This window comes from Variovorax sp. J22P240 (assembly GCF_030316855.1).
Taxonomy (GTDB): Bacteria; Pseudomonadota; Gammaproteobacteria; order Burkholderiales; family Burkholderiaceae_C; genus Variovorax.
In genome coordinates, this window is the sequence record NZ_JASZYR010000014.1 from 70,216 (window position 1) to 86,714 (window position 16,499).

General features: G+C 65.7%; 11 protein-coding genes. 6 read left to right on the forward strand and 5 right to left on the reverse strand.

Translation table 11 applies throughout. From position 1 onward, the window contains the following. Positions 1–39: 39 nt before the first annotated feature. Positions 40–6,555 (forward strand): non-ribosomal peptide synthetase, encoded by a 6,516-nt coding sequence (locus QTI24_RS25135; protein WP_286604102.1) that lies wholly within the window; start codon positions 40–42, stop codon positions 6,553–6,555. Between the two features lie 308 nt (positions 6,556–6,863). On the opposite strand, the gene QTI24_RS25140 is transcribed toward QTI24_RS25135, so the two are convergent. The 4 genes from QTI24_RS25140 to QTI24_RS25155 are packed head-to-tail and all read right to left on the reverse strand — an operon-like array spanning position 6,864 to position 10,379. Continuing rightward, positions 6,864–7,283, reverse strand: coding sequence for a hypothetical protein (locus QTI24_RS25140; protein ID WP_286604103.1), 420 nt, complete (start codon positions 7,281–7,283; stop codon positions 6,864–6,866). A 25-nt stretch (positions 7,284–7,308) separates the two neighbouring features. Beyond that, positions 7,309–8,115 carry a LytR/AlgR family response regulator transcription factor gene (locus QTI24_RS25145; protein WP_286604104.1) on the reverse strand — a complete coding sequence of 269 codons (807 nt, stop codon included), beginning with the start codon at positions 8,113–8,115 and terminating at the stop codon, positions 7,309–7,311. Then, entirely contained in the window at positions 8,102–9,187 is a 1,086-nt protein-coding gene (locus QTI24_RS25150; protein ID WP_286604105.1) for a sensor histidine kinase, read from the reverse strand. Before QTI24_RS25150 ends, QTI24_RS25145 begins: the two co-directional genes overlap by 14 nt. A 10-nt stretch (positions 9,188–9,197) precedes the next feature. Continuing rightward, the gene (locus QTI24_RS25155) at positions 9,198–10,379 is read right to left on the reverse strand and encodes a sensor histidine kinase (protein WP_286604106.1); all 1,182 of its coding nucleotides are present in this window, start codon (positions 10,377–10,379) and stop codon (positions 9,198–9,200) included. Between the two features lie 252 nt (positions 10,380–10,631). Here QTI24_RS25155 and QTI24_RS25160 point away from each other — a divergent pair, with 252 nt between their 5' ends. The 3 genes from QTI24_RS25160 to QTI24_RS25170 all read left to right on the forward strand — a co-directional run bounded on the left by QTI24_RS25160 (position 10,632) and on the right by QTI24_RS25170 (position 14,567). Next, positions 10,632–11,162, forward strand: a complete 531-nt coding sequence (locus QTI24_RS25160; protein ID WP_286604107.1) for a hypothetical protein — start codon at positions 10,632–10,634, stop codon at positions 11,160–11,162. A gap of 228 nt (positions 11,163–11,390) precedes the next feature. Next, entirely contained in the window at positions 11,391–13,793 is a 2,403-nt protein-coding gene (locus tag QTI24_RS25165) for an arylsulfatase (protein ID WP_286604108.1), read from the forward strand. A gap of 207 nt (positions 13,794–14,000) precedes the next feature. Further along, positions 14,001–14,567: a methyltransferase family protein gene (locus tag QTI24_RS25170; RefSeq protein WP_286604109.1), complete on the forward strand. Its 567-nt coding sequence runs from the start codon at positions 14,001–14,003 to the stop codon at positions 14,565–14,567. A gap of 272 nt (positions 14,568–14,839) precedes the next feature. Here QTI24_RS25170 and QTI24_RS25175 read toward each other — a convergent pair whose 3' ends face one another. Continuing rightward, positions 14,840–15,550: a YebC/PmpR family DNA-binding transcriptional regulator gene (locus QTI24_RS25175; protein ID WP_286604110.1), complete on the reverse strand. Its 711-nt coding sequence runs from the start codon at positions 15,548–15,550 to the stop codon at positions 14,840–14,842. 80 nt (positions 15,551–15,630) lie between these two features. Between QTI24_RS25175 and QTI24_RS25180 the strand changes: the two genes are divergently transcribed. Further along, on the forward strand, positions 15,631–15,897 hold the full coding sequence (locus QTI24_RS25180) for a 4Fe-4S binding protein (RefSeq protein ID WP_286604111.1): 267 nt from the start codon (positions 15,631–15,633) through the stop codon (positions 15,895–15,897). Further along, on the forward strand, positions 15,894–16,103 hold the full coding sequence (locus QTI24_RS25185; protein ID WP_286604112.1) for a hypothetical protein: 210 nt from the start codon (positions 15,894–15,896) through the stop codon (positions 16,101–16,103). Before QTI24_RS25180 ends, QTI24_RS25185 begins: the two co-directional genes overlap by 4 nt. Positions 16,104–16,499: the final 396 nt, after the last annotated feature.

Here is a 16,499-nt window from a genome sequence, read left to right on the forward strand (position 1 = left end):
TGCACCCCAAGAGACATAGCGAACAGAACGACACCAACGATGGACGCAGCCCCGAACGTGACCTCTCCAGAGCCCTCCATTCCGACCAGCCCCGGAGCACGACGACGCATTCTGGCTCGCAAGCTCCAACAACGCGCGCAAGCGGGCTCGCCCACGACCCTCGACGCCGCCGAGGGCGCGCCTCTGTCCTTTCCACAGGAGGGACTGTGGTTCCTGGACCAGATGGCCGCAGGGGGCGCCGCGTACAACATCCATTCGGCGACGCGCTATCGCGGCGCGTTGAACGTCGAACTGCTGGAGCGCAGCCTGCAGCGGTTGCTTGCGCGCCACGACAGCCTGCGTACCGAGTTTCACGCTGCGGAGCAGGCGCCCGTGCAGAAGGTCATTCCGGTGCCGGTGGCACTGCAACGGTTCCAGCTGCAGCGCGTGCAACTCGAGGCGGCCACGGAAGGTGCACTTCGAGAGCGCATCGGACTCAGCATTGCCCGCCCTTTCGATCTGTCGAGCGCGCCCTTGCTGCGTGCCGAGCTGTTTTGCATCGCGCCGGACGATCACGTGCTGGTGCTGGTGGTGCATCACATCGTGGCCGATGGCTGGTCGATGAGTGTCATCAGGCGCGAACTTGCCCAGTGCTATGCGCGAGGCGCGGAAGACGCCGACATGGCCGCACCACCGTTGGCCTTCGCCGACTACGTCAGCTGGCAACGTCAGCGCTTCGAACGCGACGGTCTTCAGACACAGGCCGCCTACTGGCGCGAGCACCTGCGCGAACTTGAGACCCTGCACCTCCCGACGGATCGGCCCCGGCCGTCGCAGACGTCCCATGCCGGACGCACGCTGGAGCTGCGCATCGAGCCGGCACTCGTCGCGGCGCTGAGGACACTGGTGGCGCGGCACGATGCCACGCCTTTCATGGGCCTTCTCGCGGCCTTCAACGTGCTCTTGATGCGCTACACGGGCCAGACCGACATCGCTGTCGGCGTCCCCCTGGCGGCACGCCACGACGTCCGCCTGCGCGACATGGTGGGTTACTTCGCCAACACGGTGGTCATGCGCAACCATCTGGAAGGCCAGTCGGGATTCATCGCGTTGCTCAAGGGCGTGCGCCAGACCACGCTTGCGGCGCTGGCCCACCAGGACCTGCCTTTCGATCGTCTGGTGGCCGAGCTGAATCCGGAACGCGACGCCAGCCGCAATCCGCTCTACCAGGTGTCGTTCGCGCTGGAGAACTTTCCTCATCGCAAGCTCGAGCTGGCTGGCCTGGCCAGCGAGCAGCTGGCGATTCGTGCCGAGACTTCCAAGTTCGACCTCTCCCTGGTCATCGTCGAGTCCGACGGCGGATTCGAGGCGCTGTTCGAATACCGCACCGACCTGTTCGAGGTTCGCACGATCGCGCAGATGGCCGCGCACTTCATCGCGCTCCTGAGGGAGATCGTTGACGATCCCGGCAAGGCGCTGGATCGCCTGCCGCTGATGGATGCCAAGGAGCGGCACCGGGTGCTGGTCGAGTGGAACCAGCAAGTCCCCGCGGTTGCGCGCGAGTTGCCGGTGCATGCCCTCTTTCGCGCACAGGCGCGAGCGACACCCGAAGCGATTGCGCTGCGATTCGGGCCTCACAACACGAGCTATCGCGAACTCGACCTCTTGTCGGACCGCCTTGCGCACGAGTTGCGCACCTTGGGCGTCGGGCCCGAGATGGTCGTCGGCCTCTGCATGAAGCGCTGCACAGGGCTGGCGGTCGCGCTGCTGGGCATCTTCAAGGCGGGAGGAGTCTTGCTCCCGCTGGACCCCGGGCACCCGGTGCAGCGGCTGCGCGCGATGCTGGAAGACTCGAGGCCGGCCGTGGTCCTCGCTCAGTCGACGCTCGTGGATCGCTTGAGGGAGATCGGTACTTCACCGGCGACGAAGTACCACGTGCTTGCGGATGACGGTGGACCTGTCCCGGTCGACCCCATGGCCGATCTGCCAGACCCGATACGCCAGGACCATCTGGCCTACCTGATCTACACCTCGGGCTCGACCGGCACGCCCAAGGCCGCGCAACTGATGCACCGCGGCCTGAGCAATCACGTGCTGTGGATGACCGATGCACTGGGGCTGAGCGCCAGCGATCGCGTGCTGCAGAAGACGTCGATCAGCTTCGATGCGTCGCTCTGGGAGTTTCTTTCGCCGCTGTGTCGTGGCGCGACGCTCGTCATCGCGCAGCCCGATGTGCATGAGGACATGCACCTGCTGGCCGCTGCAATTCGCGACAACGCCATCAGCGTCGTCCAGTTCGTCCCGTCCGAGTTGCGCGTGATGCTCGACGGGTTGGCTTCGCCGGACTGCCCGAGCCTTCGCTACGTGTTGAGTGGTGGCGAGGCAATGGACCGAGCGCTCGCACTGTCGTTCCGGCAAAGGCTGCCGGGCGTCAGGCTCGGCAACTTCTACGGGCCCACGGAAGCGACCGTGGACAGCGCGTGGTACGAAATCGGCACACAGCTGCCCGATCGCCCCATCGTGCCCATCGGCCGTCCGATCGCCAACACGCAGCTCTACGTGCTCGACGCGCGGCTAGAGCCACAGCCCGTCAACGTCGCCGGCGAGCTTTACGTCGGCGGGATCGGCGTGGCCCGCGGCTACCAGAACCGACCGGCGCTCAGCGCCGAACGCTTCCTGCCCAATCCTTTCCGTCCCGGCGAGACCCTGTATCGCACAGGCGACTCGGCGCGCTGGCTGCACGACGGGGTGGTGGAGTTCATCGGGCGCAACGACGACCAGGTCAAGCTGCGAGGCTTTCGCATCGAGCTCGGGGAGATCGAGTCCGCACTCGCCGCCTGCGACCCGGTGCAGATGAGTGCGGTGCTGTTGCGCGACCTCGGTCCGGACCACAAGGAACTGGTCGCGTACGTGGTCCTGAAGAGGCCGGCCGATGCCGCATTCCTGCGCTCGGCCCTGAAGAAGCGACTGCCCGACTACATGATCCCGGGTGCCTTCGTGTTCCTGCCGGAACTGCCGCGACTGGCCAACGGAAAACTCGATCGCGGGCGGCTCCCGGGCCCGGACAGCGACGCCTCGGCGCCCCATCAGCTCGCTCCGCGATCACCGATCGAATCGACGCTGCTGGACATCTGGAGCGCGGTGCTGGGCAAGTCGGGCTTCGGCGTGCGCGCGAACTTCTTTGACCTCGGCGGCCATTCACTGCTGGCCACGCAGATCGTGTCGCGCATCCGCTCGACCGTCCGGGTCGAGCTGCCCTTGCGACAGATCTTCGAGCACCCGACGATCGAGGAACTGGCCCAGCAGGTCGGCGCCCTGGGGTCGGATCCGGACGGCGATGAAGCGGCGCAGATGGCACGCATCGAGGCGGTACCGCGAACAGGGCCGTTGCCGGTGTCGTTCTCGCAGCGGCGCATGTGGGTGCTGAACCAGATGGACCCCAAGGGCGCCGCCTACAACATGCGCGACACGATGCGTCTGCGCGGGCCGCTGGACACGGCCGCGCTGCGCGGTGCGCTGGACCACCTGGTTGCAAGGCACGAGGCGTTTCGCTCGACCTTCGAGTTCGGAGACACCGAGCCCCGAGTCCTCCTCGGTGAGATCCATGGGGCGAATCTGGTCGAGATCGACCTGTCACGTACACCTGCGGCCGAGCGAGAGAGTGAATTCCACCGGCAGGCGGCGCACATCGCAGCGGAACCCTTCGACCTGGCCGCCGGCCCCCTGCATCGCTTCATCCTGCTGCGGCTCGATGCGCAGGACCATGTCCTCGCGCTCGTGATGCATCACATCATCGGCGACGACTGGTCGTGGGGCATCCTCCTGCGCGAGCTGCAGGATCTGTACGCGGCACTGCTGCGAGGACACGCAGCACCGACGCCGCCTCGCGCGCTCGATTTCGCCGACTATGCAAGCTGGCAGCGACAGCACATCGACGACCAGATGCTCGCGCGCCAGACGCACTACTGGCTCGGGCAACTCGCCGGCATGAGCCCCCTGAACCTGAGCTCGGACACCGCGGTGGCGCAGCGGCTCAGCAGCCGGGGCGACCGCATCCGACGGCAGTTTCCCGAGGGATGGCTCGCCGGCATCCAGCGCTTCAGCGGCGGTCTCGGCCTGACCCCCTTCATGACCTTGCTGGCTGCATTCCAGGCCCTGCTGGCCCGCTATTGCGGCCAGGAGGACATCGTGGTCGGGACGCCCATCGCAGGGCGCATGCGCATCGAGTCCGAGGAGGTGGTCGGTTCGCTGGTCAACACGCTGGCGTTGCGCAGCCAGGTCCGGCCGGCGCAGAGCTTCACCGAATTGACGCAGCAGGTGCGTGAAACCTGCCTGTCGGCCTTCACCCATCAGGACATCCCGTTCGACTATCTGATGGACCGGCTGCGCCAGCAGGAATCAGGTGCCAGGGCACCTGAAGTGCGCGTGATGTTCAATGTGGTGAACACGCCCCGGAAGCTCCCGCAGTTCGACGGCCTCGACGTGGACTTCGTGCCCTTGAACCTGCACGCCACGCAGTTCGACCTCTCGTTGACGATCGACACCGAAGTCGAGCTTGCAATGTCGCTGGGCTATTCGACCGAGCTCTTCGCGCCCGCGACCGCGCAGGCGATGCTGGACAACTTCATGCATCTGCTCGAGCGCTTCATCCAGCAGCCGGAACGGCCCCTGCATGAACATGCGGCCGCCAGTCCGGAAGAGCTCGCACGCTTAGCCACCTGGAACCGGACCGACATCGGGTATCCACGCGATCTCACGGTCCATGGTCTTCTGGATGCGCAGCGCGGGGCGTCGGGCACGGCCCTCGTGCAGGTGCCGGGCGAAACGCTGGACTACCGCGAACTCTGGTCGCGCGTGGACCGGTTGGCCCATCTGCTGCGCGGCGCCGGAGTGCGGCGAGGGTGCCTGGTCGGCCTCTGCGTGCAGCGCACGCCGGCGATGGTGGTTGCGCAGCTGGCCATCCTGCGTGCAGGCGGCGCCTACGTGCCCCTGGATCCGGCTTACCCGCTGCAACGTCTGCACGACATGGCAGTCGACGCGGCGCTGACGCTGATGGTGACCGAGCAGGGGCTTGCAAGCCTGTGGCAGGACCTCGCCATGCCGACCCTGCTGCTGGATCAGGCCCAGGCGGAGCTGATGGCCCAGCCCGCGACCGCGCTGCCGCCGGATGCCGAATGCGATGCGCGGCCCGCCGACCCGGCCTACGTCATCTACACCTCGGGCTCCACCGGCAAGCCCAAGGGCGTCGTGGTGCCGCATCAGGCGGTGGTGAACTTCCTGCTCTCGATGCAGCGCGAACCCGGGCTCGGACCGGGGGATGTGCTGGTGGCAGTGACCACGCTGAGCTTCGACATCGCGGTGCTCGAACTGCTGCTGCCGTTGCTGGCCGGCGCGACCGTGGTGCTCGCGACTCGCGAGCAGACGGTCGATGGCGAGGCACTCCGGTCCCTGATCGACCAGGCGGGCGCGACGGTCATGCAGGCAACGCCTGCAACGTGGCGCATGCTGATCGACGCCGGCTGGACGGGTTCTGCGTCCTTCAAGGCGTTGGTCGGCGGCGAGAGTCTCAGCCCCGCCATGGCCCAGCAGCTTTCGGCGCGAACCGGTGAAGTATGGAACCTCTACGGCCCCACGGAAACGACCGTCTGGTCGACCTGCTGGAAGGTCCCGCCGGAACCGCAGACCATCTCGATCGGCCGCCCGATCGCGAACACCCGCATCTACGTGCTCGATGCCCAGGGGAGACGTTGCCCCGCAGGCGTGTCCGGCGAGATCTTCATCGGCGGTGACGGCGTCACATCGGGCTATCTGAACCGCCTCGAACTGACCGCTGAGCGCTTCATCCCCGATCCGTTCAGCGCCGACCCGCATGCGCGGCTCTACCGGACGGGAGACCGCGGGCGTTGGCGCCACGATGGCCTGCTCGAGCATCAGGGGCGGCTCGACTTCCAGGTGAAGGTGCGTGGCCATCGCATCGAACTGGGTGAAATCGAATCGTCGCTGCAGGCGCACCCCGATGTGTCCCAGAGCCTGGTCGTCGCGCGCGAGGATCGCCCCGGCGATGTCCGCCTGGTGGCCTACCTGGTGCTGCGCGAAGGCGCGGCCGGCGGGGCCGAGTTCAAGGACCACCTGCGCGTCAGCCTGCCCGATTACATGCTGCCCCAGCACTACGTGGTGCTGGATGCGCTGCCGCTGCTGCCCAACGGAAAGATCAACCGGCACGCGTTGCCTGCGCCGCGCATCGAATCCCGCGCAAGCCTGAGCGCCGGCGACGCCCCGTCCACACCCGCAGAGATGGCCCTGGCCGGGATCTGGGGCGAGATTCTCGGCATGGACAGCGGCACGATCGCACGTCGCGACAACTTCTTCGACCTGGGCGGCGACTCGCTTCAGGTCAGCCGCGTCGTCATAGCATTCCATCGCACCGGCGGCGTCCGGCTGGAAGCCCGACGCATGATCTTCGAAACGCTGGGCCAGCTTGCCGGCGGCGTCGAGTTGCGCGCGCACGACGTGGCTCCGGAGGAAGAACCGACAAAGCAGTCCAAGGGATGGTTCAGGCGCCTGTTCAGGTCGTGATGCCCGGCGGCGCTTTCGCCGGCAGATCGCCATCGCTTGGCCGGGCGCAGTGGAGCTCTACCCTGCCTTGCGCCAGCGCACCCCGTCCAGTACGCAGTGTCCGGTCGGTCGAGCTCGACCTCCGAACTCACGGCCGCGGCCCTTTCCGGTCACTCGGCGGCGCAGGCTTGATCAACCCCGACGACATGCAGATCCGCAGACGAACTGTTGAAGCATGTCTTCAGAACACTGAAGCACAGGATGGGCTCGACGCACTTCCTGATGAAGATGCTCACCCCCTGCAAGGGGCAAGAGCAGCCCCCGCGGACTCAACCGGTGCTCGGCTTCCAGTCCTTGCCCTTCATCTCGACCAGGTAGATGCGGGTGCCGGCGCCGCCGACGTTCTCCGCCGAATGAACTTCAGCCTCGAAGTACATCACTTTGCCCTGCGGGAGGTCGCCAAATGTCGTCTTGCCGTCCTGAACCACCCGGACTTTGGCTGGGGTGAGCGTGATCGCCAGGTGGGCCGGGTGGGAGTGGATGCCCTCACCGCACACGCCGAGGCCTGGCCGGCTCTTGTATTCGATCACGCGCACCGAGTCGTTCTCCAGCAGCACGCGGTAAGAGCGCGGGTTGACCGTCGGTGCGTCCTGCGCAAGTGCGTCACCCGTGACACCGAAGGCCGCGAGCAATGCGAAAGCCTGGCGCCGGCTCATCGGACCCCTGCAATTGCAGTCGAGCGTCTTCATGGGGACTCTCCTTCATCAAACTGTTTCACATCTGGCGGAACAGGTGGTTGTAGGCTTCGCTAACCGTCAGGGTTTCTTGGCGCTGCTTGAGCCGCAGCGTGAGGCTGCCGCGATCGTCGCGAATGACGCTGTCGATCGCGTGCACGTTGACCACCGTCGAGCGATGCACCTGCCAGAACATGGTCGGGTCGAGTTCATCGGTGAGCTCCTTGATCGTTTTCCTGATCACCGCTTCGGCGTCGTTCGTGATCACGAGCGTGTACTTCTGGTCGGACTTGAAGTACACGATCTCCTCGACGGTGATCAATCGCACGGCGGCACCGCGCGAGGCGTTGATCCATTGCAGATAGCGCGGCGCGGCGGGCGGGGCAGCGCCGACGCCCTTCAGCGCGCGGCGCAGGTCGGCCGGCGATTGCTGCAAGCGCGCCTTCAAGCGCTGCACGGTCGTCACCAGGCGCGCGGTGGTCGGCGGCTTCAGCACGTAGTCGATCGCACCGGCCTCGAAGGCCTCGAGCGCATGCTCGTCGTGCGAAGTGATGAACGCGACGTGGCAGCGCCCGGCGATCTGGCGTGCGACCTCGATGCCGGTGAGCAGCGGCATGTGGATGTCGAGCAACGCCAGGTCCGGCGCATGCGTCTCGATGGCGTTCAGCGCCTCGACTCCGTCGCCCGCGCGCGCGACGATCCGCAGTTGTGGCCACAACAGATGCAAGCGCTCGGCCAGTTCGTCGGCGAGCAGCGGCTCATCCTCGGCGAGGATCGCAGTCGGCCCCAGCAGGACCTCCGGGTTGCCCAGCATCGAGTCACCCGCACTCGAGTCACGCATGTTCATACGGCACCTCGATCGTTGCGCGGCTCACGCCGCCGGTGTCGGCCAGCGCCAGTTCGGCGGCCGTTCCGTAGAGATCGTTCAGCAGGCCGCGCACCCGCCGGGCGGTGGCATCCGACGGCCGGGCCGGCAGCGTCAGCACCAGCCGGCACGCACCTGCACGCCGCGCCGCTCTCAACTCGCAGGCGCCTGCACGCACTTGCAGCGCATCGTTGAGCAGCGGCAGCAGCACGCCGGGCGGGAAGCGAGCGTCCATCACCTCGGCCGAGACGGCGAGGGCCATGCTGGCACCGGGCGGGGCTGCCAGCGCGTGCAGACGCGCGCACGTGCACGCCATCTCGGCCTCGCGCGGCACGCTCGACGAAGCGTGCTGCAGCCGCGGGAGCGCTGCGCGAAGGAAGGCGACCAGTTCGTCGAGCAGTTGCTCGGCGCGCGGCGGCTCGCTCTCATAGGCTCGCCGCACGGCATCGAGCATGTCGAACAACAGTTGCGGGTCGATCCGCGCCTGCACCGCCTGCAAACGCCCTTGAGCCAACCGGCGCCGCGCTTCGCGCTGAGCCCGCTGCGCAGCAGCAAGACGCTTGGCAGCTTCCTCGTGCACGTGGCTGCGCTGAAGGTGGGCGAAAAAGAGCAGCGCCGACATGAACCCGTTCAAGGCGGAGGTGACCGCGAAGCCCCAACCGGATGTCGTCGCCTCCAACATGTCTCCCCATGAGGACAGGTAGGGCAGCGACGCGTAGGCGATTGCCACGCACGCGGCCAGGCCGCACGTGGCAACGCCCGCCCGCCAGCCGGTCAGGCTCAGCCGCTGAAACACATAGCCCGTCACCAAAAGCGCGGGCCAGTCCACGATACCGAGCGTGACCGTTTTGAAGGTCCCCGTGAGCGCGAGAGGGAGCGTCACCTGCGGCAACACGCTGAGCGCGCCGACGAGTGAAATCAGCGAATGTGCGAACGCAAGTAGACCTGCCAGCACAACCGCGCCGCGATGCGTTCGCAGCCAGTGCGCGAAGTCGACGGCATGGGAGGTCGTCGATTGCAGATCGAGTTGCGCACGAAGAACGGCAACGGCCATCGTTCACTCCTCAGGCGCTGGCCGTCTCAAGTCGCCCTGGGCCGACATCCGGCAAGGTGCGCAGAGGGATCACGATCGTCGCGCAGGCGCCCCGCGGCGAGCGGGATTCGAGAGCCAACCGCGCCTGACTGCCATAACGCGCTGCAAGCTGGCGGCGTACGTTGGCGAGCCCCACGCCGGTACCGTCGCTCGCCGCGGAAGCGAATCCGAGGCCATCGTCGAGAACGGCAACTTCGAGCAACTGCCCCGTGCGCTTCGCACGCACGAGTACCTCGCCACCGCGGCCGTTCGGCTCCAGTCCGTGCTTGATGGCGTTTTCGACCAGCGTGATGAGCAGCATCGGCGGGAACTCGATGCCGTGCAAAGCCTGGTCTGTTTGAATCGAAAAGCTCAAGCGCGCGCCCATGCGGACCTGAAACAGACCGAGGTACGCACGCACCAGCTCGAGTTCGTCGCCGAGTCGCGCGTGCTCGCTGCGCAGTTGCGGCAACGCGGCACGCAGGTAGCACATCAGGTTGGCGATTGCGCCTGCACCGGCCTGCGGCTGCGTGCGATACAGACGCCGCACGTTGCCCAGCACGTTGAACAGGAAGTGCGGCTCGATCTGGGCCTGCAACAGCGCCAGTTGCTGTTCGGTCTCGTCCCGCCCCAGTTGTTCGTGCGATCGCTCCACCGCGTGCGCGGCAGCATCGGTCTGCAACGCGCGATGGTGCATATCGGCGATCACCGCCAGGACGATGGCCGGCAGACCCCAGCGTAGCGAGTCGGCCACCAGGCGCAGCGGCGGGGGCAAGTGGTCGAAGCCGTCCGCGTAGTGGGCGTACAGCAGGACCGTCATCACGATGGACAGCCCCAGCAGCATTGCGCACACGATGACCAACCGCAGTGGCATGCGAGGTGGCAGGGCTTCGTCGAGCAACGTATAGCCGAGCGCCAGCACGGCAGCGATCAGCGCCATCTCGGCGAAAAGCTCGATCCACAGGATCGCGATCTCGACCGAAGTGAAGAACCCGACCACGTCGGCTTCGAGCAACGGCCGTGTCGACACAAGGATCGTCACCAGCGCAACGACCGCAAGCCGTTGCCAACCGAGAGCACGCACCACACGCGCGACATAGCTGTCGCCGCTGTGCAAGGGTGCAAGGCGACTGAACCCGAACATCGCGGCCTCCGAGGGGAAGAACGCGATCATTGTGCGCCTCACGCCGCCTGCGAAACAGGTGCGAACCGACGAAACCGCCGTTTCCCGGGATGAGTCCGGCCGGGCGCGGATGAGCCCGCAGGGCGGTGACCAGCGCATTCGTCGGCCACCACGTCGATGCTCGCGGTTTGCGACGCGTCCGGCGCCTTTGACCCGGCACTTCCTCGTCTTCGTCGCATGCCCTTTGTCGGCTGAGTGCGCAGCGCCGATTCTTCGCCTGTGCCCTCCACCAAGGAATCGATCATGAACAAGTCACTCGCCGGCTGCGCGCTGCGCACCGAGATGGCCTCCCACTCCGAGGTGTTCTCGATCGCGACCTTTGCCCTGACGCTCGGGTCTGCGTGCATTGCAGCGTTCGTCCTGGTGGCGTTGGGAGCGGGCGCTGAAGCAATCGAATACTGCCACCTGGACGAGATCGCAACCCGGCCCCTCGAGGCGTTGCGCAGTCTGCGGCCCCGGTGGCTCGACGATCTCGACGGTTTGGAGGGCCTCGGGCTGATGCGCCACCAGATGACCCGAACCCGCGCCCATCTCGAGCACCTTGTGGCCGGGTTCGGCTCGGCCCAGATCGGTCACCGCCTCATGCGCACGGCTGAAGCATCAGCAAGTTCGCCGTATGCGAAACCTGAACTTTCGCGCCCTCAGAGCATGGCTGTCATCTTCTCAACAACGGGCGAAAGCCTGGACCTGAGTGGAGCCGACCTGCTCTCAATGTCCGGTCTCAGCCACCGCGGTCATTCGGCCGTCGAACTTGGACGACGGCAGCCAGTCTGAAGCCCACGCGTTCGAGCTCGGATCTCGAACTGGGCCTGTCGGCCACTTGCAGGCGTTGATCCCGATGCCCCGACGCCCGCTTTCGATGCGAGCTGACTTTGTAACTTCCGGTGGCCGGCAAGACGTGTTGCGGGTACGCTCGCTGCCTCCACCTGAAAGCGGACGCTCCAAAGGGGCGGGCGCGTCCGTTGTGTGAACCGCTCCATCGAGTCCACCGAGGAGAAAGTCGTGAGCAATCCAGCCAAGCCGAACAGCCAGGATTCGGAGCACGGGAAGATTCGTACGCATCTCCCGATGCGCAACACGTCGAGGCCCGGCCTCATCACCTACGACGCGCGGGACCCCGACACCCACTTTCCACCGATCGACCAATTGCGTCCACCCAAGGGAGCGCCCAACGTGTTGATCGTCCTCATCGACGATGCCGGCTTCGGATCGTCCAGTGCCTTCGGCGGCCCCTGCCAGACGCCGAACGCGGAGAAGCTGGCGGCTGGCGGGCTGAAATTCAATCGCTTCCATACCACCGCGCTGTGCTCGCCGACGCGCCAGGCCCTGTTGACCGGCCGCAACCACCACTCCTGCGGCATGGGCGGCATCACCGAGATCGCCACGGGGGCCCCGGGCTACAGCTCGGTGCTGCCGAACTCCATGTCCCCCTTGGCCCGCACGCTGAAGCTCAACGGCTACTCCACCGCGCAATTCGGCAAGTGCCACGAGGTGCCGGTGTGGGAGACGAGTTCGGTCGGACCTTTCGACGCGTGGCCGACGGGCGGCGGCGGCTTCGAGTATTTCTACGGTTTCATCGGCGGCGAAGCCAACCAGTGGTATCCGAGCCTCTATGAAGGCACCAACCCGGTCGAACCGAAGAAGACGCCCGAGGAGGGCTATCACCTGATGGAGGACATGACCGACAAGGCCATGTCATGGATCGGGCAGCAGAAGGTCCTCGCACCCGACAAGCCGTTCTTCGCCTACTTCGCGCCCGGTGCCACCCACGCGCCCCATCACGTCCCCAAGGAGTGGGCCGACAAGTACAAGGGCAAGTTCGACCAGGGATGGGACAAGCTGCGCGAGGAGACCATTGCCCGGCAGAAGGCGCTGGGCGTGATCCCGGCCGATTGCGAACTGACCGCGCGCCACGAGGAAATCCCCGCATGGGACGCGATGCCGGAAGCGCTCAAGCCGATCCTGCGTCGGCAGATGGAGGTCTACGCCGGCTTCATGGAGTTCACCGACCATCATGTGGGCCGCCTGCTCGACAGCCTGGAGAAGCTCGGCATTCTCGACGACACGCTCGTCTACTACATCGTCGGCGACAACGGGGCCTCTGCGGAGGGCACGCTGAACGGTGCCTACAACGAGATGGCGAATTTCAACGGACTTGCTGCACTTGAAACGCCCGAGTTCCTGATGGCACGCTACGACAAGCTCGGCGGCCCGGAGTCGTACAACCACTACGCCGTGGGTTGGGCCCACGCAATGAATACGCCCTACCAATGGACCAAGCAGGTGGCTTCCCACTGGGGCGGCACACGCAACGGGACGATCGTCCATTGGCCGAAGGGGATCCAGGCCAAGGGCGAGATGCGTTCGCAGTTCCATCACGTGATCGACATCGCGCCGACGATTCTCGAGGCGGCGGGCTTGCCCGAGCCGGTCGAAGTCAACGGCGTGGCGCAAGACCCGCTCGAGGGCGTCAGCATGCTGTACACGTTCAACGACGCGAATGCGGCAGAGCGGCACGAGACGCAGTACTTCGAGATGTTCGGCAACCGTGGCATCTATCACAAGGGCTGGACCGCTGTCACCAAGCATGGAACACCGTGGGTCCTCGTGGGTCGCAAGACCGTGCCGCTCGACGACGACGTCTGGGAGCTCTACGACACGACCAAGGACTGGAGCCAGGCCCGTGACCTGTCGAAGCAGATGCCCGAGAAGCTGCACGATTTGCAGCGCCTGTGGCTGATCGAGGCCACGCGCTACAAGGTGCTGCCCATTGACGACCGGGTGGTCGAAAAGATGAACCCCGACACCGCAGGCCGGCCCGTGCTGATCAGGGGAAAGACGCAGTTGCTGTTCGGCGGCATGAGCCGGCTGTCGGAGAACTGCGTGCTCAACCTCAAGAACAAGTCGCACTCCGTCACTGCCCAGATCGAGGTCCCGGGCGCCGGCGCGCGGGGCGTCATCATCGCGCAGGGGGCGAACATCGGCGGTTGGACCCTCTACGCGCACCAGGGCAAGCTCAAGTACTGCTACAACGTGGCAGGCGTGAACCACTATTACGTCGAATCAGCGGATCCGCTGCCGACCGGCGAGCACCAGGTGCGTATGGAGTTCGCCTATGCGGGCGGCGGGCTCGGCAAGGGCGGCCAAGTGACGTTGTTCATCGACGGCAAGAAGGCCGGCGAGGGTTCTGTTCCGATGACCCAGGCCATGGTCTTCTCCGCGGACGACGGCTGCGATGTGGGCGAAGACACCGGCGCGCCGGTTTCCCCGGACTACGGAGCCAAGGACAACGTGTTCAACGGGCGCGTCAAAGGCGTGCAACTTGCCATATCCGACGCTGCAGAGAGCGTCGATCACCTGGTCTTGCCGGAAGATGCCATGCGCATTGCGATGGCGCGGCAGTAGACGAATAGATCCCTAAACCCATGGCGGGGCCGACCAACGGCCTGGCTGCTGGAGAGGGTGCTTGTATTCGCGCTCGCAATGCGGTCGTACTCGAGCGGGCAGAGGGAGACCGCATTTGGGCCTCTCCCTTGCTCCCCACCAGCGCCGGGCCGATTTCGATGCCGCCTGGCCTTTTCCACCACAGCGCGCTGCATGTAAATTTCGCAAATGCTTCTGCCCCTGCAGGCCTACCCCGCAACTTTCGTCATCGTCAGTTCGGTCTTGCTGTACATCTCGCGGGGAGCGATCACCCGGCCGCGCTCGCACGGCTTCTATCGCTTCTTCGCGGTGGAGTGCATCCTCGGCCTGATCTGGATCAATCTGCCGGTTTGGGGCGACGATCCTCTGCTGTCACCGAGCCAGTTGCTGGCGCAGTTGTTCCTCGCCACGTCGGCCTGGCTGCCGCTGCATGCGGCACGCCGCTTGAGACGGCTGGGCCAGCCGAGCAGCGCCCGCAAGGACGAGGCACTGATCGGATTCGAGAAGACCACTCGACTGGTGACGACGGGAGCATTCAAATACATCCGCCATCCGATGTACACGGCACTGATCTGCCTTGCCTGGGGGGTCTTCCTGCAGCGCTTCAGCTGGCTGGGCTTGATGCTGGTGTTGGCATCGACTGCGCTGATCTTCGTCACCGCCAAGCGCGAGGAGACAGAGTGCATCGAGCATTTCGGCGATGCCTACCGCGACTACATGCGCCGCACACAACGCTTCGTACCCTACCTGCTCTAGTGGCTATGGAGCCTCTGATCCAGTCCACCGCTGCTTGGTTTGGTTCGTTGTCGTCTCAGGCAACGGGAAAGGGCGGATGAAGCAGATCGCTCGCGGCGGGTTCGATCAGTAGGGCAAGACGACCAAGCGTGCGGCCTTTCTGGTCGAGATGGCGCGTGGTGCCGTGGGCGCAGTTGTGCGCTGATCGAGCCGCACCACCCCAAGGAGTCCTTGGCTCAGGCCGCGGATGAGCCAGCGCGCAGGTGCAGCAGGCCCGATGGAAACGTGGGCAGTTACCCCGCGAGTCCCACGAACACGTTCTGCACGTCGTCGTTCGCATCGATGGCGGCCAGGAAGGTCTCGACCTCCTCCAATGCCTCGGCGCTCAGGCTGGCCGGATCGATCGGGTTCTTGGCCTTGTAGCCGAGCTTCGCCGACAGCACAGAAAAACCCTGCGCCGGCAGCGCCCGGCTGACCAAGTCGAGATCGGCGGGGTCGGTCAGGAATACCGTGATCCCCTCCTCGCCGTGCTCGAAGTCCTGCGCGCCGGCCTCGATGGCGGCCAGTTCGGGATCGGCTCCAACCTGCTGCGGTTCGGCCTCGATCATGCCGAGGTGGTCGAAATCCCAGGCGACCGACCCTGAGGCGCCCAGTTGGCCCTTGCGGAACAGCACCCGCATCTCCGGCGCGGTGCGGTTCACGTTGTCGGTCAGGCATTCGACCATCACCGGCACCCGGTGCGGCGCAAAGCCCTCGTAGATCACGCGGTCGAAATGCACCGACTCACCGGTCAGGCCGGCGCCCTTCTTGATGGCCCGCTCCAGCGTGTCCTTGGGCATCGAGACCTTGCGCGCCTGCTCCACCACCAGCCGCAGGCGCGCATTCGATGCCGGATCGGCCCCGCTGCGGGCGGCGATCATGATTTCCTTCGCGAGCTTGCCGAACAAGCGTCCCTTGGCGTTAGCCGCCAGATCCTTGTGCTTGGCTTTCCATTGCGCACCCATCTGTGATGTTCCTTGAGTCTCGGCTTTGCCGCCGGTAAAGGATTCTGCCGCAGGCTCGAAGGACCGCGGTGAGAGAAACCATGCTGCGCAGCAACTCCGCCAAGGGAGCGGGGACACATCGACGCGCCGCGTGCGACCTTGACCTGCTCTGCCTCGAAGTGGTCGTTTGGAAGAAGTATTCGACCTTGGGCGCTGCGGATCTGTGCACGGGCTGCAGCGACTGCGCCGTGAAGTGCCCCTTTCATGCCATCTCGATGCGCAGGGTTGAGCCATCAGGCATTGGATTGGGATGTGACGTCTCCCCCGCCAGCGCAGCTGCCACGAGCACGTTCAAGACCGCCGCATGAACGCCCGGAAGACCTTGACCGTGCTGGCTGCCCGGATCGCTTTGATCACCTTCGAGTACTTCCGCGCCGATGGCCGCTACGTGTTCATGGACTCGCGAGGCCGTCGAGACCCCGAAGAAAGTCCGGACGACCGCTGGCGCGCTGAAGCTCGGGGGGCTGTGCATCAACACCACCTCGCCAGACGCAAGAGCGCTGCTGCACGCTGAGGGAGAAAAGCGGCAGTCATCAGTACTGGATCCACAAGGCCGGAGACGCCTCGAACGGACCGATTAGCTCGAGGGTGAAGATCGTTCGCGACGGACTGCAAACGCCACTGGCTGGCGCCGTGGCCCGAACCAGATACGTGTGGCCAATCACACGCAATCGAAGGCCGCCCCGGCTGCATTTAGACCGCATGGACCGCATGGACCGCCCGCTTCGCAGCGGCTTCGGTCCTTCGCTGCCGCTTGGCGAGCGCCTTTGATGAGGTCGATTCCGGTCATTCAAACGCCACGCGGCCCTCGAGGTCCACGACCGGTCACAAGGAGGTGCAGACATAGAGTCCGTCACCGACGCGGACGACGAAAGGACTACAACGGCAACCGAGTCGCAGCTGGGCGGGC